This window comes from Thermomonospora umbrina (assembly GCF_003386555.1).
GTDB lineage: Bacteria > Actinomycetota > Actinomycetes > Streptosporangiales > Streptosporangiaceae > Thermomonospora > Thermomonospora umbrina.
Map to the genome: position 1 here is coordinate 2,687,086 of NZ_QTTT01000001.1, position 15,733 is coordinate 2,702,818.

A 15,733-nucleotide genomic window follows, 5' to 3' on the forward strand; every position below is an offset into this window, starting at 1 on the left:
TGGTGTCGTGGCGAGCACGCTCCGACGTTGGGTACCTTGGCCGACCAGTCACACCATGTGCGACGAAAGGGACCTGATGTCAAGGAACATCGTGTTGTTCGCACTGGGGTCGCGCGGAGACATCCAACCGTGTGTCGCCCTGGGTCGAGGGCTGGCCGCGCGGGGTGCCTCGGTGCGCCTGCTGGCCAGCGGGCGCTACGAGTCGATGATCACCGATGCGGGACTGGACCTGTTCCCGATGTCGGCCGATCCGAGCAAGATCCTCAGCAGCGAGGAGGGCCAGCAGTTGCTGGCGGGCGGCCGCAACCCGGTCAAGCTGCTGGTGGGCTTCCGACGGATCCTCGGGCCGCTGGCCGAGCGGATGTTCGCGGAGATGCTGGAGGGCAGCCGCGGGGCCGACCTGATCCTGGCGCCCGACGCGGGCTGGCCCGGCGAGAACCTCGGCGAGCACTACGGCGTCCCCTCGGCCGAGCTGCGCTACGCGCCCGGCCATCGCACCGGGGCGTTCCCCCATCCGCTGCTGCCGCAGACCCGCAGGTTGGGGTCGTGGGGCAACCGGCGCACCTTCGACGCGATCGACATGATCACCTGGCAGTTCGTCCGCCCGTTCGTGAACCCGTTCCGGACCGGGCAACTGGGGCTGGACCCGCTGCCGTTCCTCGGTCCCATGCGACGGATGCGGGAGGCCGGCCGGCCGGTGCTGTGCGCGGTCAGCCCGGCGGTGGTGCCCCGCCCGCGCGACTGGCCCGCCAATTCGCACATGACCGGCTTCTGGTTCCTGGACGAGCCCGAGTACGAGCCGCCCGCCGACCTGGCCGACTTCCTGGACGCCGGGAGGCCCCCGGTCTACGTGGGGTTCGGCAGCATGGTCCCGGCCGACCCGGTCAGCACCTACCGGCTCGTTCGGGACGGGTTGAAGCAGGCGGGGGTCCGGGGCGTGTTCATGGGCGACCCCGACAACGAGGAGACGCCGAGCACCGACGACCTGTTCGTGCTCAAGGAGGCGCCGCACTCGTGGCTGTTCCCCCGGATGGCGGCCGTCGTCCACCACGGCGGCGCGGGGACCACCGCCGCCGGGCTGCGCGCCGGCGTCCCGACGGTGATCTGCCCGTTCTTCGGCGACCAGCCCTACTGGGGCGAACGGGTGTCGGCGCTCAAGGTCGGCCCGGCCCCCATCCCCTTCCGCAAGCTCACCGCGCCGGCGCTGGCGGGGGCCGTCCGGCGGGTCGTCCACGACCCCGTCCTGCGTGCCCGCGCCGAGAAGATCGGCGAACGCATCAGCGGAGAGAAGGCCATCCCGCAGACCTGCGATCTCGTGGAGGCCCTCCTCGACACACCCGCCCGCTACTGACCTCGACACCCACCGTGGAGTGAGCAGAAACCGAGCAGTGAACGGACTGGTGAGTGATCAGTCCGCCGGTGGACCCTTGGGCCGTCTCCCTTGTCGCCCCCCGTCCGGAGGAGCCCATGGCCCGTTCCACGATCAACCGTCGAGACTTCGGGAAGCTGCTCGGCGTCGGCGCTCTGGCGTCGGCGAGCCCGATGGTGTTGGCGAGGGCGGCGCAGGCCGTCGAGGACATCGAGATCACCGGCTACCCGGCGGCCGGCTCGGTGACCGCCCTCGACGGGTTCGACGACGCCATGAAGGTGTTCATGCGCGACCACGGCATCCCCAACGGGACGTTGGCCGTGACGCGCGGCCGGAAACTGCTGCTCGCCCGGGGCTACACCCAGTCGGCGCTGACCTCGTTCGTCGCGCAGCCCGACACGCTGTTCCGGACGGCGAGCGTCAGCAAGCCGATCACGGCCACCGCCGTGCTGAGGCTCATCCAGGACGGGCACCTGGCGTTCGGCGACCTCATGCACGAGGTCCTCGGGGCTCATGTGTCCGATGCGCGGGCCAAGCAGATCACCGTGCTGCACCTGCTGCAGCATCTGGCGGGCTGGGACCGCGACCTCGTCCGCGAGGCGGTGTTCCGCGACATCGAGATCTCCTCGCGGTACGCCGATCCGCTGCCGGTCGGCAAGGCGAACGTCCAGCGGTTCGGGTTCGAGGGCTACACGCTGCAGCACAACCCCGGGGCCGGCTACCACTACAGCAACTTCGGCTATTTCGTGCTCGGCCAGATCATCGAGAAGGTCAGCGGCAAGCCGTACGCACAGTACGTGCAGGAGAAGGTGTTCACGCCGCTCGGCATCACCCGGACGCGGCCGGGCATGTCGCTGCAGCGCGCCGCCGGCGAGGTGGACGAGTACCACACCACCGACACGTCGCCGCCGGTCTTCCCGAACCTGCCCGACCCCGTGCCCGACCCCTACGGCGGCTGGAACGTGGAGAACTGCAACGCCCTCGGCGGGTGGATCTCCTCGCCGGTCGACCTGGTGCGCTTCGCGGGCATCTACGACCCGCCGACCGATCCCGCGCAGCAGGTGCTCAACGCCACGTCGATCCAGAACGCGTTCGCCCGTCCGTCGGTGGCGTCCTCCACCGCCACGAGTTGGTACGGCTGCGGGTGGCGCGTGCAGAAGGTCTCGGCGGGCCTCAACACCTACCACCACGGCAGCAAGCGCGGGACGTGGGCGGCGCTCATCCGGCGGGCGGACGGGGTGACGTTCTCGGCGCTGTTCAATAGGAACGAGGCGGGCGTGGACTATTACGGCCTCGACTCGCTGCTGCACCTCGCCGCCAACAACACGACCTGGCCGACGTTCTACGACCTGTACGACATCTACTACTAGGGCTCGGGGCCGGGGACGGAGGGTCGTTCCCGGCCTTTTCCGAGACAGAGGGTTGTGTTTTCCAACTTGCTATGGCTACGGTGATCGCTCAATGAGTTGGATATTCCTACCCACTGGAGGAGCCCGGTGCGCCCTACCGACGTCCGGACCGGCGGAACACCGCCGGGGACCGCCGCGCCCGCCCGGTTCGGGCCCGTCTTCATCGTCGTCGCCGCCGGCGTGGCGATGTCCAACCTCGACATGTTCATCGTCAACGTCGCCCTCCCCGAGATCGGCGACGGCCTCTCCGGGGCCCCGCTGTCGGCGCTGTCCTGGGTGCTCAACGCGTACGCCGTGGTCTTCGCCGCGCTGCTCGTTCCGCTGGGCAACGTCGCCGACCGCATCGGCGCGCGACGCACCTACCTGCTGGGGACCGCGATCTTCACCGTCGCCTCGGCGCTGTGCGCGCTGGCCCCCTCGGTGTGGTGGCTGGTCGCCGCCCGCGTCGTCCAAGCGGCCGGCGCCGCCATGCTGATGCCCTCCTCGCTGAGCCTGCTGCTGGCCGCCGCTCCCCCCGAACGGCGCGTCGCGGCGGTACGGGCCTGGACGGCGATCGGAGGCGTGGCGGCGGCCCTCGGCCCGGTCATCGGGGGGCTGCTCACGGAGGTGGACTGGCGCTGGATCTTTCTGATCAACCTGCCCGTGGGGCTGGCCGTCCTGGTCGTGGGGCCGCGCGTCCTTCCCCGCACTCCGCTCGCGTCCGGCGGCGGACGGCCCGATCTGGTGGGCGCGACCGTGCTGACGATCGCGGTCGCCGCGCTCGCGCTGGGGGTCGTCAAGAGCGAGGACTGGGGATGGGGGTCGGTCGAGGTCATCGGCAGCCTGGCGGCGGCGGTCGTGCTGGCCGTCGCGTTCGTCGTCCGGTCGGCCCGGCATCCCGACCCGGTCCTGCCGCTGTCGCTGCTCCGCGTCCCCGTGTTCGGAACGGCGACGCTGGCGAGCGTGCTCTTCGGGGTGGCGTTCGCCGCGATGCTGCTCTCCACGGTCCTGTGGTGCCGGGAGGTCTGGGACTGGTCGCCGCTGCGCAGCGGCCTCGCGGTGGCCCCGGGCCCGCTGATGGTGCCCGGCCTGGCGATCGGCGCGGGCCCCGTCATCCAGCGGGTGGGCGCCGCCGTGGTCTCCCTGGTGGGCTGCCTGTTCTTCGCGGCCGGGCTCGGTTGGTGGATCCTCGTCCTGGACGCCGACTCGGGCTACGCCGTCGGGATGCTGCCCGGCATGGTCCTCACCGGCATCGGGGTCGGCCTCACCCTGCCCACCCTGATCGGCGCGGCGGTCTCGGCCGTGCCGCCGCAGAGCTTCGCCACCGGCTCGGCCGTGGTCACCATGGCCCGCCAGATCGGCGTCGTCGTGGGTGTCGCCATGCTGGTCGCCGCCTTCGGCACCCCGAACGGCCCGGACGAGACGCTCGCCGCGTTCGACGACGGCTGGCTGCTCACCGTCCTCGCGACGGCGGCCACCGCCCTGGCCGCCCTCTTCCTCCGGCGGACCCGCACGCCATGACGTCCGGGCCGTCCACCGGGTTGGAAAAGGCGACTAATCTGCGGACCATGCCCAAGGACACCAGGCCACGCCCCTGTTCCGTCGCCGACACCCTCGATCTGGTCGGCGAACGGTGGACGCTGCTGGTGGTCCGCGAGATCTTCCACGGCGTTCGACGGTTCGACGGGATCGTCCGCAACACGGGGGCCTCCCGCGACATCCTGACCACACGCCTGCGCAAGCTCGAAGGCGCGGGCATCGTCCGCCGCGAGCCGTACAGCGATCACCCGCCCCGGTTCGAGTACCACCTGACCCCGGCCGGCCGTGAGCTCGGCGACGTCATCCTCACCCTCATGAAGTGGGGCGACCGCCACATCAACGCCGACGACCCTCCCGTCCGCTGGAAGCACACCTGCGGCGAGACCCTCGACCCGGTCGTCGTCTGCGCCCACTGCGGCGGGCCCGCCGGCACCGGGGCCCACTCCCCGACCGGCCGGGGGGTCTACTCCGATCAGTGACTCAGGGCTTGGCCGTTGGCTCAGGGGTTCTCGACGGCCCAGCGGCGATCGAAGGCGAAATCATCGGCCGACCTCAACGCGCCGAGCGCGTCGTCGACGAGCGCTGTATCGGCACCCGCTGAGGCGCTCTGTGGGAACGCCCAGCGGATGATCGCGTAATGTCCCCAGCCGTCACCATCCGCCTCGCCACCGCCGGAGATGTGGCCATGTGCAAGGCCGGGACGCAAAGGGTGAATGAAACCCGACCCTGGATGGTCGAGCACGGTCAGGAGATCTACCGCCGCAGCACCGTCCCGGAGCTTGAATACCACAAGCAATCCGACCATCCCGACCTCAGGTGCGCGGTACTGACCGCGGATGACCTGGTCGCAATCCCCCCGAGCCAACGCGGCACGCACTTCGTCACCCCAGACCGCGGACGCACAATCTGAGTCATCACGGGTGCCGGCGAGCTCGAGTGCCATGCGCCCATATGACAGCTTCCGCATTCCCCAGAATATCTCACCGACGCTGAGTCTTCGCGGATCATCACTGCGACGATCAAGAGGATCACTGCGATCGAGCAATGCCAGCTTCACGTATCGCGCCGGCCGAGTACGTACCACCGCCGGTGGGGTGTCCTGCGGAATCCCCCACGTCAGGTAGCCGTGATCACGAAGATGGGGATAGGCTATGAAATAGGTACAATAGCCGAGAATCAGTAGCGCCACGACACCACGGTTGCGCCACTTCATACGATCGTTGAGGACCGAGTCTTGCGGGCCTTTCATTCAATCTTCACTTTCCCCCAGTCGCTCCAATCTCCTATTTTTTCTCGGTGCAGTGGGGGGGTCGTCAACTGCACACCCCTGCCGTCCGGATAGCGAAGCCTCATCCCCACTTGCGTCTCGGGAGCGTCGGGTATCCTGCGCATTGCCGCGGCTTGCGGCTCCAGTGCACGGATATAGTGGTCCCAGATGTCCAGCAGGCCGACTGTATGGCTTTGCACCAGTTCGATCCCGGCAACGCCGAGGAGGACGGTGATGGGATTGAGCTTTGACAGTGCTATGAAGGCCACGACGAACTCCACCGCCGAGGTGAGGAGGGTTCGCCGCATGGCTTCGACCACCTCTGCGGTGGCCAGCAATTCCTTCTGCGTCTGCCGCATTCCGTTGTGCACCGGCATGAGGTATCTCGACTGCACCTCGGCGGCCCAGGTCTTGTAGGCTTCGGCGGCCTCCCCAGTCCATTTCTCGCCGCCCAAGATCTTCTCGACGTGAACGTCCAGATCGTTGATGGATCCTTGTGCGTTCTTGGCCGCCACCTCCCAGGCATCTCCGGCGTTCTTGATGCGGCCGACGTCGCCCCAGAGTTGCTCGTAGATCTTCTTCGTCCAGTATCCGGCCGGCGGCGCCACCAGGATCGCGCATTGAACGGCTCTGGAGATGGGCCACGGAAGGTCGGACTGATCTGTCACTGTTCACCCCGCTCAGGTCAGGTCGATCGCGAACGGCCATCGGTCAGCGGATGGGCGTCCAGAAGGACTCGCCGCCGCCCCGGCTTTTGCGACCCGCCTCGGCATCGGCGTCTCGTTGCCTGATGAGGGCATCGTCCCGCCCGGTCAGCGACAGACCGCGCACCGCGTCCTTGGAGCGCGCCTCGGCCTTCCCATAGTTGTCCGCCGCGTGCCGGATGAGTTCGGCCGCATCGGTCATCATGCGTTCCGCCTGCAGTGCGTAGCTGAAATACTTCTCCCACAGATCACGATATGCCTCCCGGACGTTATGCCCGGCATAGGTGAACTCGTGCGCCCACAGCTTCGTCACGGTCGTCTCGAAGGTGGCGTCCTTGATCTCACGCCATTTCGTGGCCTGCTCCTCCAACGCGACCGCATGTGCACGAAGTGCTTCCTGCTCTTCGCGGTACTCTTGGGTCATCGCCTGTCGTCCGTTCGCTCGGTCGCCTACCTGTACTCGTCGGATTGCAGTTCACGCGCGGCGATCACACGCCGTTCGGCCGCGTCCGAGATGGCCTTTCGAAGAGCGCTGAGCACTTGGCCCGCCAACCTGTCGACACCCAGGTTGCCCGGAGCGTCGCGCTCGATCTCCACCGCAATCTCGGTGCCGGAGACGTTGATCGTGACGGTCCCCGCACCCGCTCCGATCTCGTGATGCAATTGTTCACCGGCGCGCTGAACGCCCTTCGCCGCCGCTCGATGGATCGCCTCCATGGATTGCGCGATGGCCGCTCGGGTGATCGGGGACCCGTCGTGGTCAAGGTGGTCGGGATTGGGCGCGGTGCCCGAGAGATCGGTGAGTCTCGCGATCTCCTCACCCGCCGGGCTCGTGGGAAGCGCCGATCGCAGTGCGGTCTCCAGGTTCGCCGCGGCCGCCCCCCGAGCCCGCGAGACGGCTGTGGATATCCGTGCTCCGAGCTGCCGCGGGTTCGTTCGCGTCGCGGCCTTGATCCGGAGGTCCAGCACATCCCCGTCACCGTTCGCGACGATGGTGACGATGCCGTCGTCATCGTGTGCGTGGATCCGCTCCTCTCGGGCCTGTTCACTGGCGGTGCGGACGCTTTCGAGAAGACGGTCGAGATGCTCACGGACCTTCCGGGCCTCGTCGTGAGGATTCGCACCCCCCACGTTCTCCGCCCGAGGACCCTCTACGGCCCCTTGCGAGTGATCTGCGGCCTGTTCCGACCATGACGGGCTTGAATCACCATTCCGTGACGCGGATGTTTCGAGAACCGGGTACGCCGTCCGCCCTGACGGCTCCGGCTCCTCCACATCGCTTCGTTCACTCGCGGCTTCGAGTCGCTCGGTGACCTCTCGAGGGGTCCCGGGCGGATCCACCAGGTCCTGATTGAGGAGTTGGTCTATCGGATTTCCAGATTCGCGCATCTCGTCATCACCGGGCTCGACAGGTGCACACGTTGATCACTTTTACCATTCCAGGACCTCTTCCAGAGCGCGGGCTCGGTGGCCGACGCTCGGTCACGGCAGCCTGTAATGATCACCATGACCGTGTGCACATAGGGCGAGTAAACCGTAGCTTGATGCCAGTATGGAGACAAGTCCGAATGTTGCATCAATGGACATGTTTCCCCCTGCTCCACAGAGAGGTGGCCACTTGCGGTCATGGCGACGGGGCCCCGGCCCTGCACCCTCGATTGACACTGGGATCTGAGTATTGAAACCACCACAAGGTGGACATCAATTGGCTCGCCCTGCCGCAAACCACCTGAAGATGCAGCACAACCCAAGGTCGCCACCCACGAAGCTGTGGTCGTCCCCACACCCTGGAGTGGACCCCCGCCATCCTGGCCATCGAGGCCATCGACGTCTCCCTCAACGCCAACTGGGCCGAGCCCCGACGTTGCCGCGCCACCCAGTCGCCCTTGCCCTTGCCGCCGCCGTACCGCGTGTACGTGGCCCCGTCGGGGAAGTCCCCCGCCTCCGGGTACGGGTAGACGCGCACTGCGACCCCCGGCCCTCCCCGCTGCCCACTCCCTCTTCAGCCGTGCTCGCGTCCGTCCCTGAGCCCCTCGCCGGAGTGATCCACCACAAGCCCCCTCGTTGCCAACGGCACCGTCACTCACCTCGTCGTCCAAGCGGACGACCTCGATGCCACCACAGGCGGTCTCGCGACCAGTGCCGGCACGACCGAGCCCCCGACGAAGCCGGGACCGGGAACCCGGACGTCGTGGCCGACCGCCCCTGATGGCCACCAGCTCGAACTCATGCAGCGGCCACCCCGCCACCTGGTCACCACACCACCGGGCCCACCGGCCGGCATGACGGCCGCCGATCTCGCCTGACCGGTCAACTCACGGCCGAGAGGGCGCCCAGTTCGCGGACGGCGGCAGCACGGCCCTTTTCCCCTGCCCGTTCAGTTCAAGCCGGGAGGGTGGCCGGCTCGCGCGGCGGGGAGCGCCCGAGCCTTGTCGCCGATCGTTCGGCCCGAGGTGAGAGGGACGGCCAGTTCGCGCGCGGTGAGGAGCGCCCGAGCCCTGTCCCTCGACCGTTCAGCCCAAGCCGGGAAGCGCCGCCGGCTCCCGCGCGGCGCAAAGGGCCCGGACCTTGTCACCCGACCGTTCAACCCAGGCCGGGAAGGGCCGCCGGCTCCCACGCGGCGCGAAGGACCCGGACTTTGTCACCCGACCGTTCAGCCCGAGGTGGGAAAGACGGCCAGTTCGCGCGCGGTGGAGAGCGCCCGAGCCCTGTCGCCCAAACCGCTCACCCCAAGCCGGGAAGCGCCGCCGGCTCCCGCGCGGCGCAAAGGGCCCGGACCTTGTCACCCGACCGTTCAACCCAGGCCGGGAAGGGCCGCCGGCTCCCACGCGGCGCGAAGGACCCGGACTTTGTCACCCGACCGTTCAGCCCGAGGTGGGAAAGACGGCCAGTTCGCGCGCGGTGGAGAGCGCCCGAGCCCTGTCGCCCAAACCGCTCACCCCAAGCCGGGAAGCGCCGCCGGCTCCCGCGCGGCGCGAAGAGCCCGGACCTTGTCACCCGACGTTCAGCCCGAGGTGGGAAAGACGGCCAGTTCGCGCGCGGCGCGCCCGAGTCCGGACCTTGTCGCCTCACCGTTCAGCCCAAGCCGGGAACGGCCGCCGGGCTCCCGCGCGGCGGGGAGCGCCCGGACCTTGTCACCCGACCGTTCAGCCCAAGGTGGGAAAGACGGCCAGTTCGCGCGCGGCGGGGAGCGCCCGAGCCTTGTCACCTGACCGTTCAGTCCAAGCCGGGAAGCGCCGCCGGCTCCCGCGCGGCGGGGAGCGCCCGAGCCTTGTCGCCCGACCGCTCAGTCCAGGGGAGAAGGACAGCAGGCTCCCGCGCGGCGCGAAGAGCCCGGACCTTGTCACCTCACCGTTCAGCCCAAGCCGGGAACGGCCGCCGGGCTCCCGCGCGGTGGGGAGCGCCTGAGTCCTGTCGACCGACCGTTCAGCCCGACGTGGGAAGGGGCGCCGGCTCCCGCGCGGCGGGAAGAGCCCGGGCGGCCTTGTCACCTGACCGTTCAGCTCGAGGTGGGAAGGGCGGCCAGTTCGCGTGCGGCGGGAAGGGCGCGGGCCCTGTCGTCGGGGAGGGCCTTGAGGATCTCGCCGACGATGAGGCGACGCAGCGAGCTGGAGGGAAGCGTGCCCGCCAGGGAGACGGCATGGTCGAGGCCCTCGGTGACCTCCCGGTCTTGAACGAGGGCCAGGGCACGGACCAGCTCGGAGTTGAGGCGGCCGCCGGCCTTCTCACGCGCGGCCAGGCTGAGGGAGTGCTCGACCGCGTCCGTCGCCCGTTTGGGGTCGCCCAGGACTCCGTACACGAGGCCCTCGTGGAAGCGGAGGTTGGCCTCCGGCCATCCCCAGGCCGACACCTTGTCCGTCGTCACCTCTGCGGGTGCCTTCTCCAGTGCCGTGGAGAGGGCGCGGAGCGAACGCTCCGCGCCCGCCCCGTCGCCGTGGAGGGCGCACGACCTCGCGTGGGCGCTCAGCACCTTGAGCTGCCCGACGCCGGGAACCCCGCCCGCGTTGGCCATGACATCGCGGGCCAGGGCGTCGACCACATGACGGGGACGGCGCTCGCAGACGGCGCGTGCGGCCATGCCGCCGCGCACCCAGTCGGCCAGGTGGCGGTCGCCCACGTCCTCCGCCGCCCGGAGCGCGACCCGGTACGCGCGGCCGGCCTCCGTCGGCCTGCCCAGGTCCTCGAACTCGGTGGCCAGGAAGACGGAGAGTTGGGCGCTGACCCGCAGCAGATCCTTGCGCTCGCGCTCCGGCCCGGTCTTCAGGGCGGCGCCCAGGCTCATGAGATCCGAGGCGAGCCGGTGGACCATGCTCCCGACCGGCCAGACCCAGAGCGACTGGGCGTACTCCCAGGCGGTGTGCTCCCACTCCGCGACGTCGAGGTCGGGACCGGGGCCGCCCACCGCGTTCTCCACGTCGGCGAACACGGCGTCCATCGTGGCGGCGGGTACCACGAGGCCCGCGCTCATCGCGGTCAGCAGTTCGAGCAGCGTTCGACGTCTCACAGCATCATCCCCATCTTCGGGACGGGTCTTCACATTCACGGTACCCGCCGACTCGACATCACGGGTGGCCGAATCCGGCAGATCACCGAACAGGCGCATTTCGGTCGTATCGAAGACCACAGCGTACGCGGCGGCCCAGTCGCGGGGGAAGTGCAGGCCCTTCTCCCAGTCGAAGATCTGCCGGGCCAGATTGATCACCGATCTCTCCCCGGTATCGATACCGAGGGCGCGATGTAGCCGTCGCGCCATCTCTCTCTTACCCCAGTGTCGCGACTCGCGCTCGCCCTGCAGCCGCACCGCCCAGACCGGACGCTCCCCGTCACCCATTCCCCACCTCGTTCCCGCAGGTCAGCCCGAGGGTGGAGAGAAGGTGGAGACTTTATGACCGCCGGGTCGTCTCCACCTTGTCTCCACTTTCTCTCCACCTTTTCCCCACCCCGACACCGGAAAGTCTCCACCATTCTCCACCTTGTGATCCCACGGTGGCATGCGCTTCACTGACTGCGACGAGAGCGGGCCTGACATGGCCATTGACGACGTCATCGTCGCGCGGCGAGTTTCCACCGCCCGAAAAACACGAAACGGCCCCGGCCAGGTGAAGAGAGCACCGGGCCGGGGCCTTGATCAGCAAACGAGGTGCTGACCCATGCACGATCGTACGACCCCCGAGGCCCGGCTGGCGGCGCTCGCCGCACATCTGAAGGCGCACCGCCTCGACGTGGACCTGACCGGCCGGGGCCTGCTCGTCCACGACCCCCACTCCGGGACCACCTCCGACCCGGTCACCTGCCGGTCCCGGGCCGACGACGCGGGCACGTTGTGGTTCTTCACGGTCCCCGGCCGCCCCCTCGCGCCCGCCGACCGCGTCACCGACGCCGTGACGTCCCTCAAGGCGCACCTCTCCGCACGGGCCTCGTCGTGAGCGCGGCCGTGGGGCGGATGGCCCCGATCGACGTCGAACGGGCACGGGAGGCGCTGGCGGCGCGGTTCCCGGAGGCGGTGATCTGGTTCGGCGAGTCCACCCGCCACTGGTGGGCGATGGTGGCCGACCGCTCCGGCCGCGACGTCCCCTTGGAGGCCGGCACCCCGGTCGAGCTCGCCCGTGTGCTGCGGGACTTCTTCGCCACCCGTTCGCCCCGGCCCGCGTCGGCGGCCGGCGCGGGCGGTTCCCGGATCGGGACGGGCGTGCACTGGAGGGGGCACACCCGCCCGGTCCAACGGTCCGCGCCGCCGCATCCGGTGGCGCGGACGGGCGCGGCGGTGCGGAGCGGGACCGCCCGTGCCGCCGCGCCTCCCGAGGAGGGGCGCGGACGCCATCGCGCGCACCGGGAACGGCGGCTGTTCCGCAGACGGCGAATCTGATACCTCCCCGAAACCGTCGGCTCCGTAGAAAAGGATTCATCACGGAATTTCGACGAGAGGCCGAAACGGGATGTACGGAAACAGGTTGATGGCCGTCGGGCTGGCGACCGTCGCACTGCTGGCGGGCGCCTGTTCCGGCGGCTCGTCGGACGACGGCGGGAAGGTCGCCAGGGCGGCCCCCACCGGCAAGGCGAACGTGCAGAACGGGTCGGGACGTGAGCCCGACCCGATCGCCTATTCGAAGTGCATGAGGCAGAAGGGCGTCACCGAGTTCCCCGACCCGGTCAATGGCGGTCTCTCGATCGACGGCGACAAGGTGAAGATGGACTCCCCCACGTACAAGGCCGCCGAAAAGGCGTGCCAGTACCTGATGCCGCCACCGCCGCCGGGCAGCGAGGACGACGGGAAGAACCGCGCCGAGGCCCTGAAGTATTCCAAGTGCATGCGCGAGAACGGCGTGCCGAACTTCCCGGACCCGAACGCGCAGGGCGGCCTCAACATCGACGCCGAGAAGATGGGCGGAATGGGCCCCGACAACCCGGTGTTCCAGAAGGCCGAGAAGACCTGTCACCAGAAGCTGGGCATCAAGGGCAACTCGAACCAGCACAACGCGCGTCCCTGAGGTCGGGCATCGCCCCGGCGCCGGGCCCGGTTCACTCCCCTCCGAACCGGGCTCGGCCACTCCGGACGAGGTGCGCGGGACGCACGGGAGCCGTTCCGTCGCCGTTCTCCGAAAGCGTGGGGAATCCCACCTCGATCGACAACCCGCCGTCGGGCCGGGGGGCGGTGTCGACGAGGGCGTCGTGCGCGCCGGCGATGGCCTCCACGATGGACAGGCCGAGCCCGAGCCCGCGCCCCGTCCGTTCCTCCCCGAGTCGCTGGAACGGCTGGAACATCCGGCAGATCGCGTCCTCGGGCACCACGGGCCCGGTGTTGCGCACCGCCAGGACGGCACGTCCGTCACGGGTCTCGGTCACGATCTCGACCCGACCGCCGTCCACGTTGTGCCGCAGGGCGTTGTCCACCAGGTTGACGACCAGGCGTTCGGCCAGTCGGCCGTCGCCGGTCGCGACGGCCGGGGCCAGCGCCGTGCGGACGGTCACGTTGCGGAATCGGGCCTCGGGCAGCCGGGAGGCGACGATCCCGTCGGTGAGGGAGGCCAGGTCGAAGGGCTCACGACGTTCGATGCCGGCGTGGCCCCGGGCCAGGGTGAGCAGTGCCGCGATGACCCGTTCCTGCTGCTCACCGGCGGCGAGGATGCGTTCGTGCGCCGCGCGCAGCGACTCCACGGACGCGTCGGGGTCCGACAGCGCGACCTGGCCGAGGGTCCGCTGGCGCGCCATCGGGGTCCGCAGCTCGTGGGAGGCGTTGGCGACGAACCGGCGCTGGGCCTCGAAGGACGCCTCCAGCCGGGCCAGCAGGTCGTCGAAGGTGTCCCCGAGATCCTTCAGCTCGTCGCCGGGTCCGTCGAGCGCCAGCCGTTCGTGCAGGTTGGTGGCGGAGATCTGGCGGGCGGCGGCGGTGATCGTGCGCAGCCGGCGCAGCACGCGACCGGCCACCAGCCAGCCCAGCACCACCGAGATCACCGCCATGATCGCCAGCGCGAACCCGGACTGGATCAGCAGTTGCCGCAGTTGCTCGGACCGCTGCCGTCGCGCCCCCTCCTTGATCAGCCGATCCTCGACCATCGCCTGCTCCGGGCTGAGCCCTCCGGACTCCGACGGCGGAGCGATCGACCATCGCCGCCCCTCCGGCGGCACGGGCTGCGGCTCCTTGCGCTGGGACTCCATGAAGGCGTTGGTCCGGCCGTTCGGGCCCTCGTAGCTGTAGAACCCGCCGGTGGCGCGGTCCACCAGCACGTACGTGATCCCGAGCAGCATGGCCCCGGAGACCAGGAACAACGCCCCGTACAGAAGGGTGAGCCGCAGCCGGACGGTGCGGCGCGGCGGCGAGAACAGGCGCATGGGACCTCAGATCCGGTAGCCCGACTTGGCGACGGTCTCGATCACCGGAGGGTCGCCGAGTTTGGCCCGCAACCGGCTGATCGTGATCTTGACGGTCTTGGTGAACGGGTCGGCGGCCTCGTCCCAGACCCGTTCCAGCAGTTCCTCGGCGGAGACGGTGCGGCCCTTGGAGGCGAGCAGCAGTTCGAGGACGCCGAACTCCTTCGGCGCGAGCTTGAGCGTCCGCTCGCCGCGCACGGCCCGGCGGCGCGCCGCGTCGACCACCAGGTCGCCGTGTCGGAGCACCGGTGGCACCGCCGGATGCGCCCGCCGCGCCAACGCGCCGACGCGGGCGACGAGCACCGGGAAGTCGAAGGGCTTGGCCAGGTAGTCGTCCGCGCCGATGCCCAGGCCGTCCACCAGATCCTCGGTGGTCGCGGCGGCGGTCAGCATCAGCACCCGGGCGCGGCAGCCCGCGTCGATGAGCCGGGCGCAGACCTCGTCGCCGTGGGTGCGCGGCAGGTCCCGGTCGAGAACGATCACGTCGTAGTCGTTGACCAGCGCCCGTTCCAGCCCCGAGGCGCCGTCGAACGCGACGTCGACGGCCATCCGCGCCCGCCGCAGCCCGACGGCGACCGCCTGCGCCATCTCCTCGTCATCCTCGACCACCAGAACCCGCACCCGCCGCTCCTCCCGACCCGGCCCCGACGAAAGGGCCGCGCCCCTCCACAGTGCCTCGGCCCGGGTTCCGCCCGAACCGACCCGACCCCTGCCTGATGAAAGGGCCGTTTCCACGGTGCCTCAGCCCGGGTTTCGGGACGGTCTCAACTTTAGGGACCGCTCCGTTGCTCGCCGTAAAAGAAGCCGGTGAGCAGCGGAACGAGGGTCTCGGGGTCGACCGTGTGCCCATGCCGGTCGATGGTGTGGCGTCGGGCATCGGGGATGCAGGCGGTGATCGCGTCGGCGGCGAGGCCGAAGAAATCGGTGCTCAACCCCGCCATGTGCGGGTCGACGCCCGCCCCGGTGACCACCAGCGTCGGCCTGGTGATCGTGGCGAGGCGCGCGGCGGGCGGGGGCCCGTCGCCCAGGCAGGCGGCGTCGTAGGCGAGTGTGTGCGCGAGGTCCAGCAGTGCGGGCCACATCGGCGACCCCTGGGCTGCGGCGAGGTCCTCCTCCGAGGAGCCCGCCAGCCGCATGAACAGTGCGAGCGCCTCTTGGCGCTCACCTGCGGCCAGCGCCGACCGCAGACGCGCGACGTACTCCCGCCAGGTCGCGATCGCCTCCTCCCCGATGGCGTACGGCACCTCGTACACCGCGACCCTCGCGATCGGGAGACCGGCTGCGGCGGCCTCCAGGGCGAGGGCTCCGCCGGAGGAGGCGCCGAACAGGTGCGCCGGCCCGCCGACCTCGGCGATCAGCGCCGCGAGGTCCTCGATCTCGCGCTCCAGCGCGTACGGCCGCACGTCACCACTGCCGCCACGGCCACGGCGGCGGTAGTTGACGACGGTCAGTTCCCCGGCCAGCGCGGGGAACAGCGGGGCGTTCTCCGATCCGTCGTCCAGACCGCCGCCCACGAGGACGACGGCCGGGCCGCTCCCCGCCCGGTCGTACTCGATCAACGTGCCGTCGCGTGATGCCACGTGTGCCATTCCACCGA

General features: G+C 69.9%; 15 protein-coding genes. 7 read left to right on the forward strand and 8 right to left on the reverse strand.

The genetic code is table 11. The features are described from left to right. The first annotated feature begins 76 nt into the window (after positions 1 to 76). The 4 genes from DFJ69_RS11890 (at position 77) to DFJ69_RS11905 (ending at position 4,775) form a co-directional block, all read left to right on the forward strand. Positions 77 to 1,351 (forward strand): glycosyltransferase, encoded by a 1,275-nt coding sequence (locus DFJ69_RS11890; protein WP_116022536.1) that lies wholly within the window; start codon positions 77 to 79, stop codon positions 1,349 to 1,351. A 116-nt stretch (positions 1,352 to 1,467) separates the two neighbouring features. Continuing rightward, positions 1,468 to 2,739 (forward strand): serine hydrolase domain-containing protein, encoded by a 1,272-nt coding sequence (locus DFJ69_RS11895; RefSeq protein ID WP_116022537.1) that lies wholly within the window; start codon positions 1,468 to 1,470, stop codon positions 2,737 to 2,739. Between the two features lie 126 nt (positions 2,740 to 2,865). After that, positions 2,866 to 4,278: an MFS transporter gene (locus DFJ69_RS11900; protein ID WP_245974272.1), complete on the forward strand. Its 1,413-nt coding sequence runs from the start codon at positions 2,866 to 2,868 to the stop codon at positions 4,276 to 4,278. A gap of 47 nt (positions 4,279 to 4,325) precedes the next feature. Continuing rightward, positions 4,326 to 4,775 (forward strand): winged helix-turn-helix transcriptional regulator, encoded by a 450-nt coding sequence (locus DFJ69_RS11905; RefSeq protein WP_116022538.1) that lies wholly within the window; start codon positions 4,326 to 4,328, stop codon positions 4,773 to 4,775. 20 nt (positions 4,776 to 4,795) lie between these two features. On the opposite strand, the gene DFJ69_RS33735 is transcribed toward DFJ69_RS11905, so the two are convergent. The 5 genes from DFJ69_RS33735 to DFJ69_RS11930 all read right to left on the reverse strand — a co-directional run bounded on the left by DFJ69_RS33735 (position 4,796) and on the right by DFJ69_RS11930 (position 11,098). Further along, on the reverse strand, positions 4,796 to 5,509 hold the full coding sequence (locus DFJ69_RS33735; RefSeq protein ID WP_147312273.1) for a hypothetical protein: 714 nt from the start codon (positions 5,507 to 5,509) through the stop codon (positions 4,796 to 4,798). 32 nt (positions 5,510 to 5,541) lie between these two features. After that, entirely contained in the window at positions 5,542 to 6,231 is a 690-nt protein-coding gene (locus tag DFJ69_RS11915; RefSeq protein ID WP_116022540.1) for a WXG100 family type VII secretion target, read from the reverse strand. Positions 6,232 to 6,274: 43 nt separating this feature from the next. Beyond that, the gene (locus tag DFJ69_RS11920; protein WP_116022541.1) at positions 6,275 to 6,691 is read right to left on the reverse strand and encodes a hypothetical protein; all 417 of its coding nucleotides are present in this window, start codon (positions 6,689 to 6,691) and stop codon (positions 6,275 to 6,277) included. A gap of 26 nt (positions 6,692 to 6,717) precedes the next feature. Continuing rightward, positions 6,718 to 7,398: a YbaB/EbfC family nucleoid-associated protein gene (locus tag DFJ69_RS11925; RefSeq protein ID WP_170177620.1), complete on the reverse strand. Its 681-nt coding sequence runs from the start codon at positions 7,396 to 7,398 to the stop codon at positions 6,718 to 6,720. 2,368 nt (positions 7,399 to 9,766) lie between these two features. Then, a complete protein-coding gene (locus DFJ69_RS11930) occupies positions 9,767 to 11,098 on the reverse strand; it encodes an NsdA family TPR-like regulatory protein (protein ID WP_484419659.1) in 1,332 nt (443 codons plus the stop codon). 319 nt (positions 11,099 to 11,417) lie between these two features. Between DFJ69_RS11930 and DFJ69_RS11935 the strand changes: the two genes are divergently transcribed. The 3 genes from DFJ69_RS11935 (at position 11,418) to DFJ69_RS11945 (ending at position 12,755) form a co-directional block, all read left to right on the forward strand. Further along, on the forward strand, positions 11,418 to 11,693 hold the full coding sequence (locus DFJ69_RS11935; protein ID WP_116022544.1) for a hypothetical protein: 276 nt from the start codon (positions 11,418 to 11,420) through the stop codon (positions 11,691 to 11,693). Beyond that, complete coding sequence (locus DFJ69_RS11940; protein ID WP_116022545.1) at positions 11,690 to 12,133, forward strand: hypothetical protein; 444 nt, start codon at positions 11,690 to 11,692, stop codon at positions 12,131 to 12,133. The genes DFJ69_RS11935 and DFJ69_RS11940 overlap by 4 nt, the downstream gene beginning before the upstream one ends. A gap of 88 nt (positions 12,134 to 12,221) precedes the next feature. Further along, positions 12,222 to 12,755, forward strand: coding sequence for a hypothetical protein (locus tag DFJ69_RS11945; protein ID WP_116022546.1), 534 nt, complete (start codon positions 12,222 to 12,224; stop codon positions 12,753 to 12,755). A gap of 31 nt (positions 12,756 to 12,786) precedes the next feature. Here the strand turns inward: DFJ69_RS11945 and DFJ69_RS11950 are convergent, their stop codons facing one another. From DFJ69_RS11950 to DFJ69_RS11960, 3 genes are all read right to left on the reverse strand, one after another. Then, positions 12,787 to 14,097 carry a sensor histidine kinase gene (locus DFJ69_RS11950; RefSeq protein ID WP_116022547.1) on the reverse strand — a complete coding sequence of 437 codons (1,311 nt, stop codon included), beginning with the start codon at positions 14,095 to 14,097 and terminating at the stop codon, positions 12,787 to 12,789. A 6-nt stretch (positions 14,098 to 14,103) separates the two neighbouring features. Further along, on the reverse strand, positions 14,104 to 14,757 hold the full coding sequence (locus DFJ69_RS11955; RefSeq protein ID WP_116022548.1) for a response regulator transcription factor: 654 nt from the start codon (positions 14,755 to 14,757) through the stop codon (positions 14,104 to 14,106). A 149-nt stretch (positions 14,758 to 14,906) separates the two neighbouring features. Then, a complete protein-coding gene (locus DFJ69_RS11960) occupies positions 14,907 to 15,725 on the reverse strand; it encodes an alpha/beta fold hydrolase (protein WP_116022549.1) in 819 nt (272 codons plus the stop codon). Positions 15,726 to 15,733: the final 8 nt, after the last annotated feature.